Source organism: Streptomyces flavalbus (assembly GCF_042674625.1).
Taxonomy (GTDB): domain Bacteria; phylum Actinomycetota; class Actinomycetes; order Streptomycetales; family Streptomycetaceae; genus Streptomyces; species Streptomyces flavalbus.
The window spans coordinates 3,135,051-3,153,783 of sequence record NZ_JBHTEB010000001.1 but is presented as its reverse complement, the minus strand read 5'-3'; the positions used below and the strand labels follow the sequence as shown (position 1 = coordinate 3,153,783).

Here is an 18,733-nt window from a genome sequence, read left to right as displayed (position 1 = left end):
CGCGTTGTTCACGTACGATGGCACCCGACCTCGCAGCGGGTCGCCAGATTGAAAAATCAACATGGGGATGATCGGTTTCGACAGCGGCTGTCGAAGCAGGGGAAGCGTGTCGAGGAAGCGGCCATGATCTCGTAAACCACAGGCCGAAACCAATAATCGCCAACTCCAAGCGCGATTCCTCCCAGCAGGCCTTCGCCCTCGCTGCCTGATAGGCAGCGCGAGCGAGCCTCCTACTAAAGGGAGTGTCAGCCCGGGGATGTTCCCGACCCGGATCCTGGCATCGACTAGGGGACTAAACCTCTAAACCCGGTCACGGGGTGTAGAGGGAAACCAAACAGTGACTGAGCCCGTCGGAGACTTGTCCGCGTGATCTCCGGGGCCGAGAAAAGCACAGCGGACTGCACACGGAGAAGCCCTGGTTCCACACCGTTGGACGCGGGTTCGATTCCCGCCATCTCCACAATTCCCATGTGATGCACGACGAGGAGGACCCGGTGGCCGCGCGCCACCGGGTCCTCCTCGCGTTTATGGGGCCTGCCCCCATATCGAGGGCCCTGCGCTCCCTCTACGGTCCCTCCCCATGAAACAGACCAGAGCCGCGACACTCCTGGCCGCCCTGGCGGCCCTCCTCTCCGTGCTGCTCACCCCCACACCCGCCGCGGCGGCCTCCCTCACGGAGGTCACCGGCTTCGGCAGCAACCCCGGCGCGCTGAAGATGTACCGCTACGTCCCCGACGGGCTGCCCGGTGGCCGACCGGTCGTCGTCGCGCTGCACGGCTGCACCCAGAACGCCTCCGGCTACGGCACCGGCTCGGGCTGGCTCCAGCTCGCCGACCGCTACGGCTTCTCCGTGGTGCTGCCGCAGCAGCCAAGCGGCAACAACCTCTCCTCCTGCTTCAACTGGTTCCAGACCGGCGACACCACCCGCGGCCAGGGCGAGGCCGCCTCCGTCGCCCAGATGGTCGACCGGCAGCTCGCCGACACCGGCGCCGACCCCTCCCGCGTCTACGTCACCGGCCTCTCCGCCGGGGGCGGCATGACGTCCGTGATGATGGCGGCGTACCCGGAGAAGTTCGCCGCGGGCGGCGTCGTCGCCGGGCTGCCCTACGGGTGCGCGCAGGCCGCCGGGTCGCCGTACGTGTGCATGTACGTCGGCGCCACCCAGACCCCGGCGCAGTGGGGCGACCGGGTGCGCGCGGCGCGCCCCGGGTACACCGGGCCGTGGCCGACGCTGACCGTGTTCCAGGGCACCGCCGACTACACCGTGAAGCCGGTCAACATGACCGACCTGATGCGCCAGTGGACCAACGTGCACGGCGCCGACCAGAGCGCCGACGCCAGCGACACCGTCGCCGGGTACCCGCACCAGGTCTTCCGGACCCCGGCCGGGCGCACCGTCGTGGAGACGTACGCCCTGACCGGCATGGGCCACGGCCAGCCCGTCGACCCCGGCACCGCCGCCACCCAGTGCGGCACCGCCGGGGCCTACTTCCTGGACGTGAACCTGTGCGCCGCCCACCGCCTGGCCACGACCTGGGGACTCACCGGCTAGGCGCCGTCACGGCAGCTTCCGCGGGGCCGTGCTCGCCCGTCTGGTGAGCCGGGCGGGGAGCAGGGTGGACTCGTCGACGGCGGCGCCGTCGAGCTTGCCCATCAGCAGCTCCACCGCCCGGGCGCCGATCTCCGCGGACGGCAGGGCGACGGAGGTGACGGGCACGCGCAGGGACTCCGCCAGCTCGCGCGGGCAGATCGCGGTGACCGAGAGGTCCTCGGGGACCCGCAGTCCGAGCTGCTCGAAGGCGTCGACGAGCGGTTCGAGGACGGGTTCGTTGTGGACGACGACTCCGGTCAGCGCGGGCTGCTCGCGCAGCAGCCGTTCGGCGGTGGCGCGGGCCGCGGCGGGCGAGGCCGCGCAGGGGTGCACGGCCGACGACAGCCGGTAGCGGTCGGCGGCGGCGGTGAACCCCTGCACCACGCGCTGCGCGAACGCCGTCCGCCGCACGTACACCTCAGGCGCCGAGCCGACCAGCGCCACCACCCGGTGCCCCAGCTCGGCCAGGTGCTCCACGCACAGCTCACCGGCCGCCCGGAAGTCCAGGTCGACGCAGGTCAGCCCGGTCGGCTCGGCCGGGAAGCCGATCAGCACGGACGGCCGTTCCAGGGCGCGCAGCAGCGGCAGCCGGGGGTCGTCGAGCTGGACGTCCATCACGATCAGCGCGTCGACCAGCGCCGTGTCCGCGACCCGGCTCAGCCCTTCCTCGCCCTCCTCCTGGGTGAGCAGGAGCACGTCGTGGTCGTGGGCGCGGGCGGTGGTCACCACGGACACCGCGAACTGCATCACCACGGGTACGTGGATTCCGGCGCGTAACGGCACCACCAGCGCCAGCACGTTGGACTTGCTGCTGGCCAGGGCGCGGGCCCCGGCGTGCGGGCGGTAGCCGAGGGCGCGGATGGACGCCTCGACGCGGCGCCGGGTCTCCTCCGAGATCGGGCGCTTGCCGCTGAGCGCGTAGGACACGGTGCTGGGGGAGACCCCGGCGTGCCGGGCCACATCGGTGATCTTGACCATCAGCCCAGCTCCAGGGTGAGGAACCCGGTCCCGGCCGCCGCCCGCGCCGTCCGCTCCCCGGCCGCCAGCGCCCACGGCGCGGCCGGGTCACCGCACGAGGCCCGCAGCACGTCGCCCTCCCGTACGACGGTGAAGGTGACGTCCCCGACGGGCACCGTCACCTGCGCGCCCCGCTCCAGGCCGTACGCCCGCAGCGTCACCCCGTCGGCGTGCGGGTAGTCGGGCCGGTCGGCGACCGCGCCCACCGGGAGCACCGCGCCCGGCCGCACCAGCAGCGGCACGCTGTCGAAGCCGTGCCGTTCGCGCACCCAGCGCGGCCCGGTCACCGTCTCCCCGGTCACGAAGTGCGTCCAGGTGCCCTCGGGCACGTAGTACGTGACGTCGCCCTCGTCGCTGAAGACCGGCGCGACCAGCAGGTCGGGGCCGAGCATGTACTGCCGCTCCAGGTGCGCGCACCCGGGGTCGTCCGGGAACTCCAGGACCATCGCCCGCATCACCGGCGTGCCCTCGGTGTGGGCGGTCCGGGCGGCCTCGTACAGGTACGGCATGAGCCGGAGCTTCAGGGCCGTGAAGTGGCGCAGCACGTCCACCGACTCCTCGTCGAACAGCCACGGCACCCGGTAGGAGGAGCTGCCGTGCAGCCTGCTGTGCGAGGACAGCATCCCGAAGGCCAGCCACCGCTTGAACAGCGCGGGCGTCGGGGTGCCCTCGAAGCCGCCGATGTCATGGCTCCAGTAGCCGAACCCGGACAGGCCCAGCGACAGTCCGCCGCGCAGCGACTCCGCCATGGACTCGTACGTCGCCTCGCAGTCGCCGCCCCAGTGCACCGGGAACTTCTGGCTGCCCGCGGTCGCGGACCGGGCGAAGACGACCGCCTCGCCCTCGCCGCGGTGCTTGCGCAGCACGTCGAAGACGGTCCGGTTGTAGAGGTACGTGTAGTAGTTGTGCATCCGCTCCGGGTCGGAGCCGTCCGCCCACACCACGTCGGTGGGCACCCGCTCGCCGAAGTCGGTCTTGAAGCAGTCCACGCCCTGCGCGAGCACCGCCTCCAGCTTCGCCGCGTACCAGTCGCGGGCGGCCGGGCTGGTGAAGTCGACCAGCGCCATCCCCGGCTGCCACAGGTCCCACTGCCACACGCTGCCGTCCGGGCGCCGCAGCAGGTGCCCGAGTGCCTTGCCCTCCGCGAACAGCGGAGAGCGCTGCGCGATGTACGGGTTGATCCACACCGACACGCGCAGCCCGCGCTCCTTCAGCCGGGCCAGCATCCCCTCCGGGTCGGGGAACACCCGAGGGTCCCACTGGAAGTCGCACCAGTGGAACTCCCGCATCCAGAAGCAGTCGAAGTGGAAGACGGACAGCGGCAGTTCCCGCTCCCGCATCCCCTCGATGAACGACGTGACGGTCTCCTCGTCGTACGACGTGGTGAACGACGTCGACAGCCACAGCCCGAACGACCAGGCGGGCGGCAGCGCCGGACGCCCGGTCAGGGCCGTGTACTTGCGCAGGATCTCCTTCGGACTCGGCCCGTGGATGACGTAGTACGTCAGCTCCTGCGCCTCCACGCTGAACTGCACCCGGGAGACGGTCTCCGAGCCGACCTCGAAGGACACCTTGCCCGGGTGGTCGACGAAGACGCCGTAGCCCGCGTCCGTCAGGTAGAACGGCACGTTCTTGTACGCCTGCTCCGTCGCCGTGCCGCCGTCGGCGTTCCAGATGTCGACGACCTGCCCGTTCTTCACCAGCGGCCCGAACCGCTCCCCGAGGCCGTACACGCAGGTGCCGACGCCGAGGCCGAGCTGTTCGCGCAGGTAGTGGGCGCCGGTCGCGTCCCGCATGATGCCGATGCCCTTGGGGCCGCTGCTGGTGAGGGTGCGGCCGCTGGCGAGGAAGTCCACGTGCCAGGGCCCGCCCCGGGCGATCCGCACCGACAGCGCGCCGGAGGTGAGGGTGGCGTGCTCGTCGTCGTACGACAGCTGCGGGGTGAAGTCGGTGCGGTGCAGGTCGAACTCGGGGCCGCGGGGCTGCTCGCCCTCGAAGTGGGTGACGGTGACGCCGATGACGTCCGGCATCGGGGCGTGCGCGGTGATCGTCACGACCGGTCCCTTCAGCAGGTCGCCGCGGTGGCGGATGGGCTGGGTCGGCGCGTGGACCGCCAGGGCCCCGTCCTGCTCGGCGACGTCGAGCACCTCGACCGGGTGCGCCGCGGTGACGCCCTCGCGGAGCAGCCAGTAGCCGTCGGTGAACTTCACGTGGGGGATCCCCCTTCAGTTGGAGGTCACTTGACCGCACCGACGGCGATGCCACGGGTGAGGGTCCGTTGGAAGACGAGGAAGAACACGATCGCGGGCAGTACGCCGAGCAGGGCGGCGGCGTTGGTCATGGTGGCGTCCATCAGCCGCTGGCCCTGGAGGACGCCGAGCGCCACCGACACCGTCTGGTTGTCGTTGGAGATCAGCATCACCAGCGGCAGCAGGAACTCGTTCCAGGTCCAGATGAAGAAGAACACCAGCAGCACCCCGAGGGTGGGACGGCTGACCGGGACGACGATCCGCCACAGCACCTGCCACTTGTTCGCCCCGTCGATCCGGGCCGCCTCGATCACCTCGCGCGGGAACTGCCCGAGCACGCTGGCCAGCAGATACGTCCCGAACGCCGCCTGGATCACCGTGAAGACGATGATCACGCTCAGCCTGGTGTCGTACAGGCCGACCTCCTTGCTGAGGTAGTACACCGGGTAGACCAGCGCCTCCTGCGGCAGCATGTTCGCCAGCACGAAGAACGCCAGCACCCAGGTGCGGCCCCGCACCCGGCCGATGCCGATGGCGTACGCGTTCAGCACGGAGACGACCGCCGCGAGCACCGCCACCGAGCCGCTGATCAGCACGGAGTTGACCAGCTTCTGCCCGTAGTCGACGCGCTCCCAGAAGTCCCGCAGACCGTCCAGGTACAGCCCCTCGGGGAGGCTGAGCGGGCCGTTCTGTGAGTACTCCGCCGGGGACTTCACCGCGTTCACGGTGACGACCAGGAACGGCACGACCATGAAGAGGGCCGCGATGACCAGCGCGACCAGCACCGGGTAGCGGCGCAGCACCTTGCTCATGTCCGCACTCCTTCCTCGGCGTCCTCGGCGCGGGTCTGGAGCTTCAGCCCGAGCAGTGACAGGGCGAGGATCACGACGGTCAGCACGGTCGAGATCGCCGCGCCGTACCCGACCTGGGTCTTCTCGAAGAACGTGGTGAAGGAGAAGTACGACGGCACGTTGGTGGCGCCGCCCGGACCGCCCTTCGTCAGCACGTACACCGCGCCGAACACCTTCAGGGCGGCGATCGAGCACCACGTCAGCACGACGTACGTCTCCGGCCGGATCTGCGGCAGCGTGATGTGCCAGAACCGGCGCCACCAGCCCGCCCCGTCCAGCTCGGCCGCCTCGTACAGTTGCGGGTCGACGCGCTGGAGCCCGGCCATGAACACCACCAGCGGGAACCCGAGCTGCACCCACACCAGCACGCCCATCACGGTGTACAGCGCGAGGTCCGGGTCACCGAGCCAGTCCTGCTGCCAGGAACCGAGCCCGACCGCGTCGAGGAACGCGTTGAGGGAGCCGTTCTCCGGGTCGAGGATCCAGCTCCACACGATGCCCGCGACCGCGATCGGCAGCACCTGCGGCAGGTAGAAGCAGGCCCGCAGCACGGCCACCGTCCGCGTCCCGAAGTGCTTGCCGACGTAGTCGAACAGCGCGGCGGCGAGGACCAGCCCGAGCACCGTCGGGAGAGCCGCCATCGCCACCACCATGAACAGGCTGTGCCGGAACGACGCCCAGAACTCGCTGTCGTCCAGCAGCTCCCGGTAGTTCTCCAGACCCGTCCAGTCGTCCGCGCCCGGCGCGCCCACGCCCTGCCAGTCGGTGAAGCTGACGCCCGTGTTCATTGCGAACGGCAGCACGATCACGGCGAGGAAGGCGAGGGCGCCGGGCAGCAGGAACAGGGCGTAGGAGTCCCGGGGGCGGGCCTTGGCGACCTGCCGCTGGGGCGCCGCCCGCCGCTTCTCGACGGTGACCGTCATCGCTTCGGTACGCCCTTGTCGTACGCCTCCTGCAACGCGTCCAGGTAGGCGTCCGTGGACGCGCTGCCGGTGATCAGCTTCTGGGTCTCGGAGACGAGGACGTCGTAGAAGCCGGGAGCGGGCCAGTCCGGGTAGAAGGCGAGTCCGTCGCGGTCGGAGAGGGTGTTGAAGTCCTCGATGAGCTTCTTCGACCGCGGGTCGGTGATGGCCCCGGCGTCCGCCGCGACCGGCACGCCGCCCTTGTTGCCGAGCAGGTTCTGTATCCCCTTGCTCAGGGTGATGTCGATGAAGTCGTAGGCGAGTTCCTTGTTCGAGGCGTTCTTCGGGACCACCCACAGGTTCCCGCCCGAGCCCAGGGTCAGGTCGGAGCCCGGCCACAGGAAGGTGCTCCAGTCGAACTCCGCCTCGTCCTGGAACCGGCCGTACCACCAGGACCCGGAGAACAGGATCGGCGCGTCGCCCCGGATGAACGACACCCCCGCCGCCTCCGCCTTCGTGCCGCTGGACGTCTTGGCGATGTACCCCTTGTCGACCCAGTCGGCGAAGGTGTCGGCGGCGTACGTCCAGGCCGCGTCGTGGAAGTCGGTCTCGCCCTGGTACAGCTCGTAGGCGTCCACCCAGGAGCGGTCGGCCCGGGAGAGGGCGAGCTGGTAGAGGTACTGGTGGGCGATGTACTCGGCGCCCGCGTTGGCGAGCGGGGTGACGCCCTTGGCGACGAACGCGTCCATCGCGGCGGTCAGTTCGTCGAACGAGGTGGGCTCCGCGATGCCGTACTTCTCGAAGAGGTCCTTGTTGTAGAAGACCATCGTGTACTCGGCGTAGTTCGGGACGCCGTACCAGTTGCCGGAGCCCATCACGCCGTTCTCGTCGTACGTGCTGGTGGTGCGGACGCCCGCGCCGAGCTTGTCGTCCCAGCCGCGCTTGTCGGCCTCCGCGCTCAGGTCGGTGAGCAGGCCCTGCTTGGAGAGCAGGCCCGCCGTCGCGTTGCCCTTGTTGTACTCCATGAGGTCGGGGGCGTCGGAGGAGTTCAGGACCATGGGCGCGGTCTTCTGGATCTGCTCGAAGCTCTTCTCCTCGAACTTCACCTCCACGCCCGGGTGCTTCGCCTCGAACTCCTTGATCGCCTCCGTCCAGGCCACGCCCATCGCGCTGTTCGGGGCCTCGTAGTGCCAGAGGCGGAGCGTCTTCCCGTCGCCGCCCGAGCCGCTGTCCGAATCACCGCAGGAGGTCAGCAGCAGTGATCCGGCAAGGATCACCGCCGTCGCCACCACACGCCGTCGTGCCGTCAACATCCAGTGCCTCCAGGGGAGTCGGATGGGGAACAGGGCATCGCCGTCGAACCCTGTTCGACGGCGATGTCGAAGCGCTTCGACGGCCGAAGGTAGAGGTGGGGCCTGGCGGCGTCAATGGGTCGGGCGTCGGTTGGTGAAGCGATTCGATCCCGCGAACGCGGCGAGGGAGATCAGCAGCGCGGTCCCCGCCGCCGTCACGGGCACCCCGTAACCCGCCGTCGGCGAGACGTGTTCGACGACCCACCCGCCGCTCGCGCTGCCGCACGCGATCCCGCCCAGCAGCCCGGTCACCGCCAGGGTCATGCCCTCGTTCAGACGGCCCTCGGGGGTGAAGCGCTGGACCAGCGTCATGTTGGTGACCATGGTCGGCGCCGTCGCCATCCCCGCGAGCAGCAGCGCGCCCCCGAGGAGGACCAGCGAGCCGGTGAGCGCGGCGGCCAGCAGCGGCAGCGTCATCAGCGCGGTCATCGCCGCGATGCACCACGACAGCCGCGCCGTCACCTCCCCCCGCGGCTTCAGCGCGCCGTACGCCAGCCCCGCCACGCAGGACCCCGCCGCCTGGAGGGCGAGCACCACGCCCGCCGCCGACCGGTGCCCCCGCTCGTCCGCGAACGCGATCGTGACGACCTCCATCGCCCCGAACACCGCGCCCGTCGCCAGGCACACCACGAGCAGGGGCCGCATCCCGGGCGCCCGCAGCGGCGTCCCGCCCTGGGGGCGTGCGCCCGGGGTGACCGGCGGCTCGGTCGACCGCTGCGCCGCGAACAGCAGCACCCCGCCGACCAGCAGGACGACGCCGGTGAGCGTGCCCGCCTCCGGGAAGAACGTCCCGCACAGGAACGCCGCGAGCACCGGACCCAGCATGAAGCACAGCTCGTCGGCGGCCTGCTCGAAGGCGTTGGCGGTGTGCAGCGCCTCGCTGTCGCCGCGCAGCAGGTGGTTCCAGCGGGCCCGGGACATGCCGCCGGTGTTCGGGGTGGTCGCGGTCGCGGCGTACGCGGCGAACAGGGTCCAGTCGGGGGCGCCGTAGCGCACGCACACCACCAGGGCGAGGCTGCCGAGCGCCGCGCAGAGCGTCGCCGGTACGGCGACCCGGGCCTGCCCGTACCGGTCGACGAGCCGCGCGACCCAGGGGGCGACCAGCGCGGTCGCGGCGAGGCCGGTCGCGGTGACGGCACCGGCGAGGGCGTACGAGCCCCGGGACCCGGCGATCATCACGACCGCGCTGACGCTGAACATGCCCATGGGGAGGCGGGCTATGAGGTTGCCGGTGGTGAAGGCGCGGGTGCCGGGGTGGGTGAAGAGGCGGCGGTAGGGGTTGGTGGTCTGCTTGACGGGGGTCGGCTGCGGCATGTGCTCACCGTCACCCGGCGGTGATCAAGGGGTCCAACACCTGGTGGGCGGGGATTCACGCACTGGCGTTGTCAATCGTGGTGAGGGCCGTTTCACGCACCCCTGTTGTAAATTCACCGGATGCCCGCCCACATAGACCCCCGCCTGCTACGCGCCTTCGTCGCCGTGGCGGAGGAGCTGCACTTCACCCGGGCCGCCGCCCGCCTGTTCATCGCCCAGCAGGCGCTCAGCAGGGACGTACGGCGGCTGGAGCGGGAGCTGCGTGCCGAGCTGTTCCTGCGCACCACCCGGCAGGTGACGCTGACCGCCGACGGTGAGCGGCTGCTGCCGTACGCGCGCCGGGCGCTCCAGGCGCAGGACGACCTGGTGGCGGCGTTCGGGCAGGCCCGCCCGCTGCTGGTCGACCTGAACTCGCCCGGCCTGCACACCCACCGCCGGGTGCTGCACCTGGCCCGCGAACTCGCCCCCGAGGTGGAGCTGATGGCCCGCTTCGAGAGCGGCCTGACCGGCGCGGCGGGGGAGCTGATCGCCGGGCGCCTGGACGCGTCGTTCGGCCGGTACGCGGGGCTCGACCCGGCGCTGCGGGCGCAGCTCGACCAGGTGCCGGTCCGCCTGGAGCCGATGGCGGTCATGCTGCCCGAGGGGCACCGGCTGGCGGCGCGTGCGGCGGTGCCGCTGGCGGCGCTGGCGGGCGAGGTGGTGTACGCCGGGGCGGGAAATCCGCGCACCCCGGAGTGGACCGACCTCGCTCATCACCTGTTCGAGGGACGGGGCATCGAGGTGGCGCCACCCTTTCCGCTGGCGGTCGGCGAGGAGGAGTTCCAGCGGCTGATGGCCAAGACGCGGACGCCCGTGCTCGCCGTGGTGGGCTTTCCGGCCATGCCCGGCACCGTGGTGCGGCCCCTGGTCGATCCGGTGCCGCTGTCGCCGGTCTCGTTGGTCTGGCGGAAGGGGCTGGTCCACCCCGGATTGGACGCCCTGCGCCGGGCGGCGGCCCAGCTCGCGGCGGGGGAGGGGTGGCTGCGGAGGCCGACCGATGGATGGATTCCAGCCAAGGACGACGATGTGATGAGCGGCTTTATGTAAGGACCTGGCGAATACCCAACCACGCGTGCGCTACATTCGTGGCCTGAGCACGGTGTGGTAAACGGGGCGCTCGGGCCAGGTTGGGGGCTGGTTCGGCCGACGGGTGCTCGGAGTCGTATGCGCTTCCGTACCCGTCCCGTGGGGGGAAGTACGCGCGTGAACGAATGGCGAGAAGACGCCCAACCTGAGTGGCCCCGGGCCACGTCCCCTACGGGTTCGGGCCGGACCGGTGCCGATGCGACGAGGGCCGTTCCCCAGACGTCCGGGTTCGACGCGTTCGCCGTCCGCGAGCGCGCACCGCGCGTGACGCCCGGCGCGGTCGAGGCCCCGGAGACGGAACTGCTCCGCGGGGCGGAGGCCGGGAAGACGGAACTGCTCCCGTACGTCGTCACCCCACCTGACGAGACCACCCTGGCCCTGCGCGACCCCTGGGCCGACCCGACGACCGCCCTCCCTCCCACCCCCGCCGACGACGCGGCGACCCACGACCCGCACGAGGTCACCGTCCAGCTGGACGCCGTACAGATAGGCGACGGACGGCTGAGCGCCGCCGTCGGCGTACCGGCCCCCGTCGACCAGGACGCCGCCGGTCCGGTCTTCGTCGACGAGACGGGCCGCCGCAGCCGCCGCTTCCGCCGCATAGGGATGCTCGTCGGACTCGCCTGCGCGGTGTACGCCGTCGTCATCGTCGCCACCCTGATGTCCGGCAGCTCCGACGCGCCCTCGCTGCCCGTGCCGGAGCAGCGGGACCAGCCCGCCAGCCAGGTCGACACCTCCGACCGGCCCACGGACTCCGCCCCGGCCTCCGGCTCCGGCGACGCCGACTCCGGCGCCAGCCCGGACGGCAGCGCCGACACCGCGGTGTCGCCGGACGCCGCCGCGACCGGCCCCGGCGCCAACGAGGAGCCGGGCGGCCCCGCCGTCACCGGCCCGGACCCGACGGTCACGATCACTAGGCCGGGCGGCACGGCGACCCGGCCGGGCGGCGGCTCGACGGCCACCGAGGACCCGACGGCCACCGACGACCCCGCCGACCCGGACCCCACGGACACCGCCCCCGACCCCGACCCGACCGGCACCTCGGGCGAGGACACGGGCGGCGGCGACACGACGGGCACGGCGGCGGACGCGCTGAGGGCCGCGCCCGTGACTCTGATCCCCTCGATCCCCTCCCCCCACTTCTCGTCATCCCCGGAGTACGTCCTCTGATGGCAACCCGCTCCCGCCATCGGAGGGCCGCACGCACCGTGGCGACACCCGACGGCCCCCGCCGGCGCGTACCCCTGCGCTTCGTCCTGCCCCTGCTCGTCCTGCTCGCCCTGATGGCGATGCTGATGCTGCGCGGCTACGTCCACAGCGAGATCCTCGCCGACCACCGCGTCCGTCCCCCCGCCGCCAACGACAAGGTCCCCGCCGAGATCCTCAACGGCGGCCCCGTGCTCGACGCCCGCGGCGGACGCACCGACAGCCTGACGGTCCCCGACCGCCGCCTCGTCCTGACCTTCGACGACGGCCCCGACCCGAAGTGGACGCCCAAGGTCCTGGACGTGCTGCGCGAACACGACGCGCACGCCGTCTTCTTCGTCACCGGCACGATGGCCTCGCGCTACCCGGACCTGGTCCGGCGGATGGTGGCGGAGGGCCACGAGATCGGCCTGCACACCTTCAACCACCCCGACCTGTCCTACCAGTCCAAGCGGCGCATCGACTGGGAGCTGTCGCAGAACCAGCTCGCGATATCCGGGGCGGCCGGAATCCGCACGTCGCTGTTCCGGCCGCCGTACTCGTCGTTCTCGGGCGCGATGGACAACAAGTCGTGGCCGGTCACCGCGTACATCGGCGCGCGCGGGTACATCACCGTCGTCAACAACACCGACAGTGAGGACTGGCGCAGGCCGGGCGTCGACGAGATCATCGAGCGGGCCACCCCGGAGAACGGCCAGGGCGCCATCGTCCTGATGCACGACTCCGGCGGCGACCGCTCCCAGACCGTCGCGGCGCTGGACCGGATGCTGCCCGACCTGAAGGCCGAGGGCTACCGCTTCCAGAACCTCACCGAGGCCCTCGACGCGCCCAGCGCGCACAGCCCCGTCACCGGCCTCGACCTGTGGAAGGGCAAGGCGTGGATCCTCCTGGTCCAGGCCTCGGAGAAGATCACCGGTGTGCTGGTGGTGGGCCTGGCGGTCATCGGCTCGCTGGTGATCGGCCGCTTCGTCCTCATGCTCCTCCTCTCGGCCCTGCACGCCCGCCGCGTCCGCCGCCGTGACTTCCGCTGGGGCCCACCGGTCACGGAACCGGTGTCGGTGCTGGTCCCCGCCTACAACGAGGCCAAGTGCATCGAGAACACCGTCCGTTCCCTGATGGCGAGCGAGCACCCGGTCGAGATCATCGTCATCGACGACGGCTCCACGGACGGCACCGCCCGCATCGTCGAGGCGATGGGCGTCCCCAACGTGCGGGTGGTCCGCCAGTTGAACGCGGGCAAGCCCGCCGCCCTCAACCGGGGCCTCGCCAACGCCAGCCACGACATCGTCGTCATGATGGACGGCGACACCGTCTTCGAACCGGCCACCGTCCGCGAACTCGTCCAGCCCTTCGGTGACCCGCGCGTCGGCGCGGTCGCGGGCAACGCCAAGGTCGGCAACCGGGACTCCCTGATCGGCGCCTGGCAGCACATCGAGTACGTGATGGGCTTCAACCTCGACCGCCGCATGTACGACGTCCTGCGCTGTATGCCGACGATCCCCGGCGCGGTGGGCGCCTTTCGCAAGAGTGCCCTGCACCGCGTCGGCGGCATGAGCGACGACACCCTCGCCGAGGACACCGACATCACCATGGCCCTGCACCGCGACGGCTGGCGCGTCGTCTACGCGGAGAACGCCCGCGCCTGGACCGAGGCCCCCGAGACGGTCCAGCAACTCTGGTCCCAGCGCTACCGCTGGTCCTACGGCACCATGCAGGCGATCTGGAAACACCGCAGGGCCCTGGTCGACCGGGGCCCGTCGGGCCGCTTCGGCCGAGTGGGCCTCCCCCTGGTCTCCCTCTTCATGGTCCTGGCCCCCCTCCTGGCCCCGCTGATCGACGTCTTCCTCCTCTACGGCGTGGTCTTCGGCCCCACACAGAAGACGATCGTGGCCTGGCTGGGCGTCCTCCTCATCCAGGCGACCTGCGCGGCGTACGCCTTCCGCCTGGACCGCGAGAAGATGACCCACCTGATCTCGCTCCCCCTCCAGCAGGTCCTCTACCGCCAGCTCATGTACGTGGTCCTCCTCCAGTCCTGGATCACGGCCCTGACCGGTGGCCGCCTGCGCTGGCAGAAGCTGCGACGCACGGGAGTGGTGGGGGCACCACCGCCGGGCTCGGCGACCCATGAACCCGCGTTGGACGGAAGGCCGGTGGCATGACGCAGGGCTATACGACGGGGGCGTACGGCTACCCGGCTCCACAGCCGGTCCCCACCCCGGAACCGGCACAGGCGCAGGAACCGGCCTCGAAGGCCCGGCCCCGCGACCGCTACCTCGACCTGCTGCGCTCGATCGCCCTGGTCCGAGTCGTCGCGTACCACATCTTCGGCTGGGCGTGGCTGACGATCCTGTTCCCGTCGATGGGCGTCATGTTCGCGCTGGCGGGCTCGCTGATGGCGCGCTCCCTGAGCCGACCCGCCCTGGGTGTGATCAAGGCCCGCGTCCGCCGCCTCCTGCCCCCGCTGTGGGCGTTCAGCGCGGTGGCGCTGGCGCTGCTGTTCCTGGGCGGCTGGAACGGTACGGACGACACGGGCGACGGCGCGACCTGGTCCCTGCTGAAACTGTTCAACTACGTCGTCCCGTTCGGGGAGCCGTCCTACCCGGCGTCGATCGGCTCGGACTCCGGCCTCCTGGAACCGACGTGGGCGGACCAGGCGGTGGGCGTCCTGTGGTACCTGCGCGCGTACCTGTGGTTCGTGCTCGCCTCACCCCTGCTGCTCTGGGCGTTCCGCAGGTTCCCCTGGCCCACCCTCCTGATGCCGCTGGCGCTGACGGCCGTCGTCGGCACCGGCGTGGTGGAGATCCCCGGCGAGACCGGCAACGCCGTCACCGACTTCGCGGTCTACGGCAGTTGCTGGATCCTGGGCTTCGCCCACCAGGACGGCCTGCTGCGGCGGATTCCCCGCTACCTGACGGTGTCCCTCGCCACCCTGGTCATGACGTTCGGCCTGTGGTGGGCCTCCGGCCACCAGGGCGCGGAAGGCTGGGACCTGAACGAGATCCCGCTGGCCCAGGCCACCTGGTCCTTCGGCTTCGTCGCGATCCTGCTCGCGTACTCCCCGTCCTGGCGGGAACTCCCGGGCCGCCTGGTCCACTGGGACAGGATGGTGACCCTCTCCAACAACCGCGCGGTCACCATCTACCTCTGGCACAACCTGCTCATCATGGCCGCGGAACTCCTCCTGGAGCAGGCCTACGACCTCCCCTTCCTCCAGACCGACAGCGCCACGGCGGCCCTGGACACCGCCTACAACGTCTGGATCTTCTGCCTCATCTGGCCCCTCATCGGCCTCGCCGTCCTGACCTTCGGCTGGCTTGAGGACCTGGCCGCCAGACGAAGGCCACGGCTCTGGCCGAACGGGGCGCGGCGTACCCTCACCCGATCGCGATCCGCGTCAGCCAGTAGCTCTTGGGACCGATGATCTGGATCCCGGTCCCGGAGAGGACGGTCCTGCTGCCCACGTGGAACCGCACCGAACCGTCGGAGCGGACGGACCAGATGTCCGGGATCCCGTCGGAGTTGGCGTCCGGCGTTCCCATGAGCAGGGGGACGTTGGTCTTGAGCCAGACGGGCTCGTCGTACTCGTTGTCGACGCCTCCGGCCGCGGTGGTGGCCGTGGACAGCGAGTACAGGTCGACTCCGCCGCCCGGCGCGGCAACGCCCTTGCGCAGGACCATCCGGCCGGAGAGGTCGGTGCGGAACAGCAGGTCCGCGACTCCGTCGCCGGAGACATCCGTCACGGACACGATGTCGCGGTCCTGCCAGGCGGAGGAGACGAACAGACGGATCGCCTGGTCGACCGTGGCACCGTGGTAGCCGGTGAACGCCCACAGCTCGCTGCCGACCGTGGCGAAGAAGTCGGCGCGGCCGTCCCCGGTGATGTCACCCGTCGCCAGGATCTGCGTCATCTGCGCTGGGTCGGGTGCGCCCGCGGGCAGGAGGATCTCACGGCGCCGGTCGATGTTGACCGCGCCGTAGCCGTCCCCGGGATAGACCCAGAGCTTGCCCTCGACCCGCACGACCAGGTCCTGGAGGCCGTCGCCGCCGTAGATGTCGCCGTTGTGGGTGATGAGGGCGCCCTTGAAGTGACCGCTCGGCGCGGCCACGTACGGTGGCAGGTCATCCCCGTTGGGATCCTTGTCGGGGTTCTCCCGGTACGCCCCCGGCATGGAGAGGTCCAGGTCCCCGCTGCCCTTGGTCACGTCGGAGTTGGCCTGGGAGGGGTAGAGCGCCAGATTGCCCGCCGAGGTGACGGTCATGAGGTCGGGGAGCCCGTCGCCGGTGAAGTCCCCGGCCTTGTCCGCCTGGTCGCGAGGCGTGACGTAGAAGAAGTACCGCGCCGGTTCGGAGACGTTGCCCGCGCCGTCGACGACCCGTACATAGAGGACGTTGGGTCCGGCGGTCGGCGGTTTGGCGTTGCTGATGGTGGCGGTGACGCTCGTATTGGTGCCCATGGTCCGGTTCACGGAACCCGAGTAGCTGGGCGAGTTGAAGGCGTACTCGTACCGCACGACGTCGGAGTTGCGGGCCTGCACGGTGAAGGAACCGGGTGTGCCGAACTTCTTCGTGCTCCACTTGGAGTCCTCGGCCTCGCTGCCGAAGCCGTTCTCGTTGAGGTCGGCGTTCGGGAAGTCGGTGGAAGTGATCTTCGGCGGCCGGGGCGCGGTGGTGTCCAGGACGAAGCGGCAGGGGCTCGCGGACGGCGCCCAGGGTGACGTGGTGCGCGCGTCGTCGACGGCTCGGACACGCCACGAGTACGGGGTGCCGTTGGTGAGCTTGCTGGTGGAGAAGTTGTCGGTTGTCTTCAGGGCCGCGTCCCTGTCACCTCCCGCCGACACGAATCCGGTGGAGCCCAGCAGGTCGCCCGTGGTGCTCAGCTTGCCGGTCGGCCAGAGGTCGAAGTTGAAGTAGTCGAGGTTCTTGTCCTTGTCCGTGGCCTTGGCGGTGAACGTCACACTGCCCGCACCCATCCGCGCGTACGGCTCCGAGGTCGTGCACTTGCCGTCGGGACCCAGGTCCAGTGAGCCCGGGACGATGGCGGGCGGACGGTTGTAGTACAAGTCGAGAAGCGGCCCGTGCTCGCCGTTGGCCTGGAACTTCTTCCAGGCGTACTGGGAGTGCTCGTCGCGGGCGCGCAGCCCGAAGGTGATCGTGTCGTCCCCCCGGTCAGCGGCCTTCTGCGCCCCGCTCTTGACGTCGAACGTCTCGTAGTCGTCCCGGCACCCCGACTTGTAGCCGTGCGCGAAGCTCTTGGTGGCCAGCTTGTTGCCGTCGTGGAGCTGGGGGGCGTTCTTCCAGTTGGTGTGGGAGTTGATGCGCCCGGTGAGGTGCACGCTCATCGAACGGGCGCTGCACGACCAGGAGTAGGTCTCCAACATGCGCAGCTTCGCACTGATTACCTTCGTTCCCTTGAGGGACGAGTCGAAGTCGATGTTGAAGAAGGACCGCGAGGTCCCCCAGGTGTCGGACTCGAAGCCGACGCGGGCCTCGTGCGTGCCGCCCGCGTTGAAGCCACGGCCGTTGTAGAAGGTGGCGTTGGGGTGCCGGTTGTAGGCGGTGGTCCAGTTCTGGATGTGCCCCTTGAAGGGCGGGTCGATGAAGACCGGGTAGGTGGTCGCGGGGTCCTGGAGGAACTCCTGGTCGGGAGTGAGCAGCCACTGTCCCCCCACCAGGTCGGGCTCGACCAGTTCGCCCCGTGAGTCGGGCGAGGGGCCGTCGAGCGAGGGCAGTCCCAGGGTGGCCGCCGGTCCGGTCGGCGAGGTGGAGGGGGTCGGCTCGGCGGGCACGGGTGGCAGGGGCGACTCGGAGATCGAGGGCTCGGGTCCGTCGGTGGCCGGGGGCAGGACCTCCACGTCGGTGCCGCCCTGCTCGTCGGTCTCCGCCGCGGTCTCCGTCGGGCTGGGACTCGCCCCCTCGTCCGGGGAGGGGGTGACCGTGTCCTCGGGGGAGGGGGTCTCCGACGTCGTCGGCTGCGCGGTCGCGCCCACCGTGCCGTCGGTCACGGCGGGGGCGCCGCTGCTGTCCCACATCAGCGGCGTGGGCGACATGGCCACCTCATCGCCGTCCGAGTCCTCGGCGGAGACGATGCCGGAGACCGGGTCGAGGCGGAAGGTGAGCGTGGACGACTGGATGCCGTACACGAGCTGCTGGGCGATCGGGTTGGAGGCCGCCTGGCGGTCCTTCAGCACGACCAGTTGCGCGAAGCCGTCGTCCTCCGCGGTGAGCACGAGGTCCGCGCCGGGGAAGATCTCCGGGTACAGCGCGCGGTTGCCCTCGATGATCGGGGCGGGGACCGGGCCCGGCCAGGTGAGCTGGATGGCGTGTGCGCCGCCGTCGACATAGAGGGTGACCAGGGGCGTTCCGCTGTCCTCCGCCGCCGCGCCCCGCACCAGGGAGGCCCGCCGCACCGTGCCTCGGGAGGCCCGCTCCTCAGCCCTGCCGGAACCGGTGGAGAAGACCACGCGGGTGTTGGTGGCCGTCGGCTCCCAACCGGCATTCGTAAGCCGTAGAGTCGGGTCGATCTTCTTCCACTCGCCGTCCACCTTGGCCCGGATCGGAGAGGAGTGCAGCCGCTTCATCATCAGACCGTCGGGACGGGCCCAGGTGGTGGACTCGGCGGTGCGCGCGGCGGTCACCTCCACGGCCTTGCCCGTACGAGCGGCTCGGGTGAGGGCGGCGGCCTCGGTGACGGGTTGGCCGTTTCGCCCGCGGGCGGTCTCCTGGCCCCCGGCATCGTCGTCGAGGCGGAACCCGGCGTAGACGATGCCGGTCGCGGCGACGGCCGTGGCGATCAGCGTGGCGATGGCCCGGCGGCCGGGCCCGCGGCGCCAGTTGCGCGTCATCGGGCGAGTTCCCCTTCCCCCAGTGGACCGACGACAGGTCAGGATGTGCCGGTCGCCGGTGCTGTCGGCCAGCCATGACGAGGGCATGGCGAGGCGAGCTGATGATGTCCCATGAAGGGGCTGTCGTCATCCTGTGCGGATTGTGTGCCGATGGGTCGGAGGTCCTTGCCGTGCCCCGTGATGCGGGAGTTCGGCGCCTTGCGGGGCGTGGGACTTGCTCGGTGCTCGGATCCTCAAAAGGTGTCCTTATGGGGCAAGTCAGACTGTTGTGGGTGAGGTAATGG

Annotated in this window: 12 protein-coding genes and 1 other RNA gene; 6 read left to right on the top strand and 7 right to left on the bottom strand. The window is 70.8% G+C overall.

The features are described from left to right. Window positions 1-63: 63 nt before the first annotated feature. Together ssrA and ACFQZ6_RS14035 are read left to right on the top strand one after the other, a co-directional pair. Window positions 64-463: a transfer-messenger RNA gene (gene ssrA / locus ACFQZ6_RS14040) on the top strand. A gap of 117 nt (window positions 464-580) precedes the next feature. Then, window positions 581-1,552 (top strand): extracellular catalytic domain type 1 short-chain-length polyhydroxyalkanoate depolymerase, encoded by a 972-nt coding sequence (locus tag ACFQZ6_RS14035; protein ID WP_381608214.1) that lies wholly within the window; start codon window positions 581-583, stop codon window positions 1,550-1,552. 6 nt (window positions 1,553-1,558) lie between these two features. Here ACFQZ6_RS14035 and ACFQZ6_RS14030 read toward each other — a convergent pair whose 3' ends face one another. The 6 genes from ACFQZ6_RS14030 to ACFQZ6_RS14005 all read right to left on the bottom strand — a co-directional run bounded on the left by ACFQZ6_RS14030 (window position 1,559) and on the right by ACFQZ6_RS14005 (window position 9,276). After that, window positions 1,559-2,569: a LacI family DNA-binding transcriptional regulator gene (locus tag ACFQZ6_RS14030; protein ID WP_381608212.1), complete on the bottom strand. Its 1,011-nt coding sequence runs from the start codon at window positions 2,567-2,569 to the stop codon at window positions 1,559-1,561. After that, a complete protein-coding gene (gene yicI, locus ACFQZ6_RS14025) occupies window positions 2,569-4,818 on the bottom strand; it encodes an alpha-xylosidase (protein ID WP_381608210.1) in 2,250 nt (749 codons plus the stop codon). Before yicI ends, ACFQZ6_RS14030 begins: the two co-directional genes overlap by 1 nt. Window positions 4,819-4,844: 26 nt before the next feature. Beyond that, window positions 4,845-5,669: a carbohydrate ABC transporter permease gene (locus ACFQZ6_RS14020; protein WP_381608208.1), complete on the bottom strand. Its 825-nt coding sequence runs from the start codon at window positions 5,667-5,669 to the stop codon at window positions 4,845-4,847. Then, a complete protein-coding gene (locus tag ACFQZ6_RS14015; RefSeq protein ID WP_381608206.1) occupies window positions 5,666-6,631 on the bottom strand; it encodes a carbohydrate ABC transporter permease in 966 nt (321 codons plus the stop codon). Before ACFQZ6_RS14015 ends, ACFQZ6_RS14020 begins: the two co-directional genes overlap by 4 nt. Beyond that, window positions 6,628-7,923, bottom strand: a complete 1,296-nt coding sequence (locus ACFQZ6_RS14010) for an ABC transporter substrate-binding protein (protein WP_381608204.1) — start codon at window positions 7,921-7,923, stop codon at window positions 6,628-6,630. Before ACFQZ6_RS14010 ends, ACFQZ6_RS14015 begins: the two co-directional genes overlap by 4 nt. 111 nt (window positions 7,924-8,034) lie before the next feature. Beyond that, on the bottom strand, window positions 8,035-9,276 hold the full coding sequence (locus tag ACFQZ6_RS14005; protein ID WP_381608202.1) for an MFS transporter: 1,242 nt from the start codon (window positions 9,274-9,276) through the stop codon (window positions 8,035-8,037). A gap of 120 nt (window positions 9,277-9,396) precedes the next feature. Here ACFQZ6_RS14005 and ACFQZ6_RS14000 point away from each other — a divergent pair, with 120 nt between their 5' ends. From ACFQZ6_RS14000 to ACFQZ6_RS13985, 4 genes are all read left to right on the top strand, one after another. Next, the gene (locus ACFQZ6_RS14000; protein ID WP_381608200.1) at window positions 9,397-10,362 is read left to right on the top strand and encodes a LysR family transcriptional regulator; all 966 of its coding nucleotides are present in this window, start codon (window positions 9,397-9,399) and stop codon (window positions 10,360-10,362) included. A gap of 303 nt (window positions 10,363-10,665) precedes the next feature. Continuing rightward, window positions 10,666-11,571, top strand: a complete 906-nt coding sequence (locus tag ACFQZ6_RS13995) for a hypothetical protein (RefSeq protein WP_381608199.1) — start codon at window positions 10,666-10,668, stop codon at window positions 11,569-11,571. Further along, on the top strand, window positions 11,571-13,766 hold the full coding sequence (locus ACFQZ6_RS13990) for a glycosyltransferase (protein ID WP_381608197.1): 2,196 nt from the start codon (window positions 11,571-11,573) through the stop codon (window positions 13,764-13,766). Before ACFQZ6_RS13995 ends, ACFQZ6_RS13990 begins: the two co-directional genes overlap by 1 nt. Continuing rightward, the gene (locus tag ACFQZ6_RS13985; protein ID WP_381608195.1) at window positions 13,763-15,028 is read left to right on the top strand and encodes an acyltransferase family protein; all 1,266 of its coding nucleotides are present in this window, start codon (window positions 13,763-13,765) and stop codon (window positions 15,026-15,028) included. Before ACFQZ6_RS13990 ends, ACFQZ6_RS13985 begins: the two co-directional genes overlap by 4 nt. On the opposite strand, the gene ACFQZ6_RS13980 is transcribed toward ACFQZ6_RS13985, so the two are convergent. Then, a complete protein-coding gene (locus ACFQZ6_RS13980; protein WP_381608193.1) occupies window positions 14,982-18,449 on the bottom strand; it encodes a DNRLRE domain-containing protein in 3,468 nt (1,155 codons plus the stop codon). The genes ACFQZ6_RS13985 and ACFQZ6_RS13980 overlap by 47 nt on opposite strands. Window positions 18,450-18,733 lie beyond the last annotated feature (284 nt).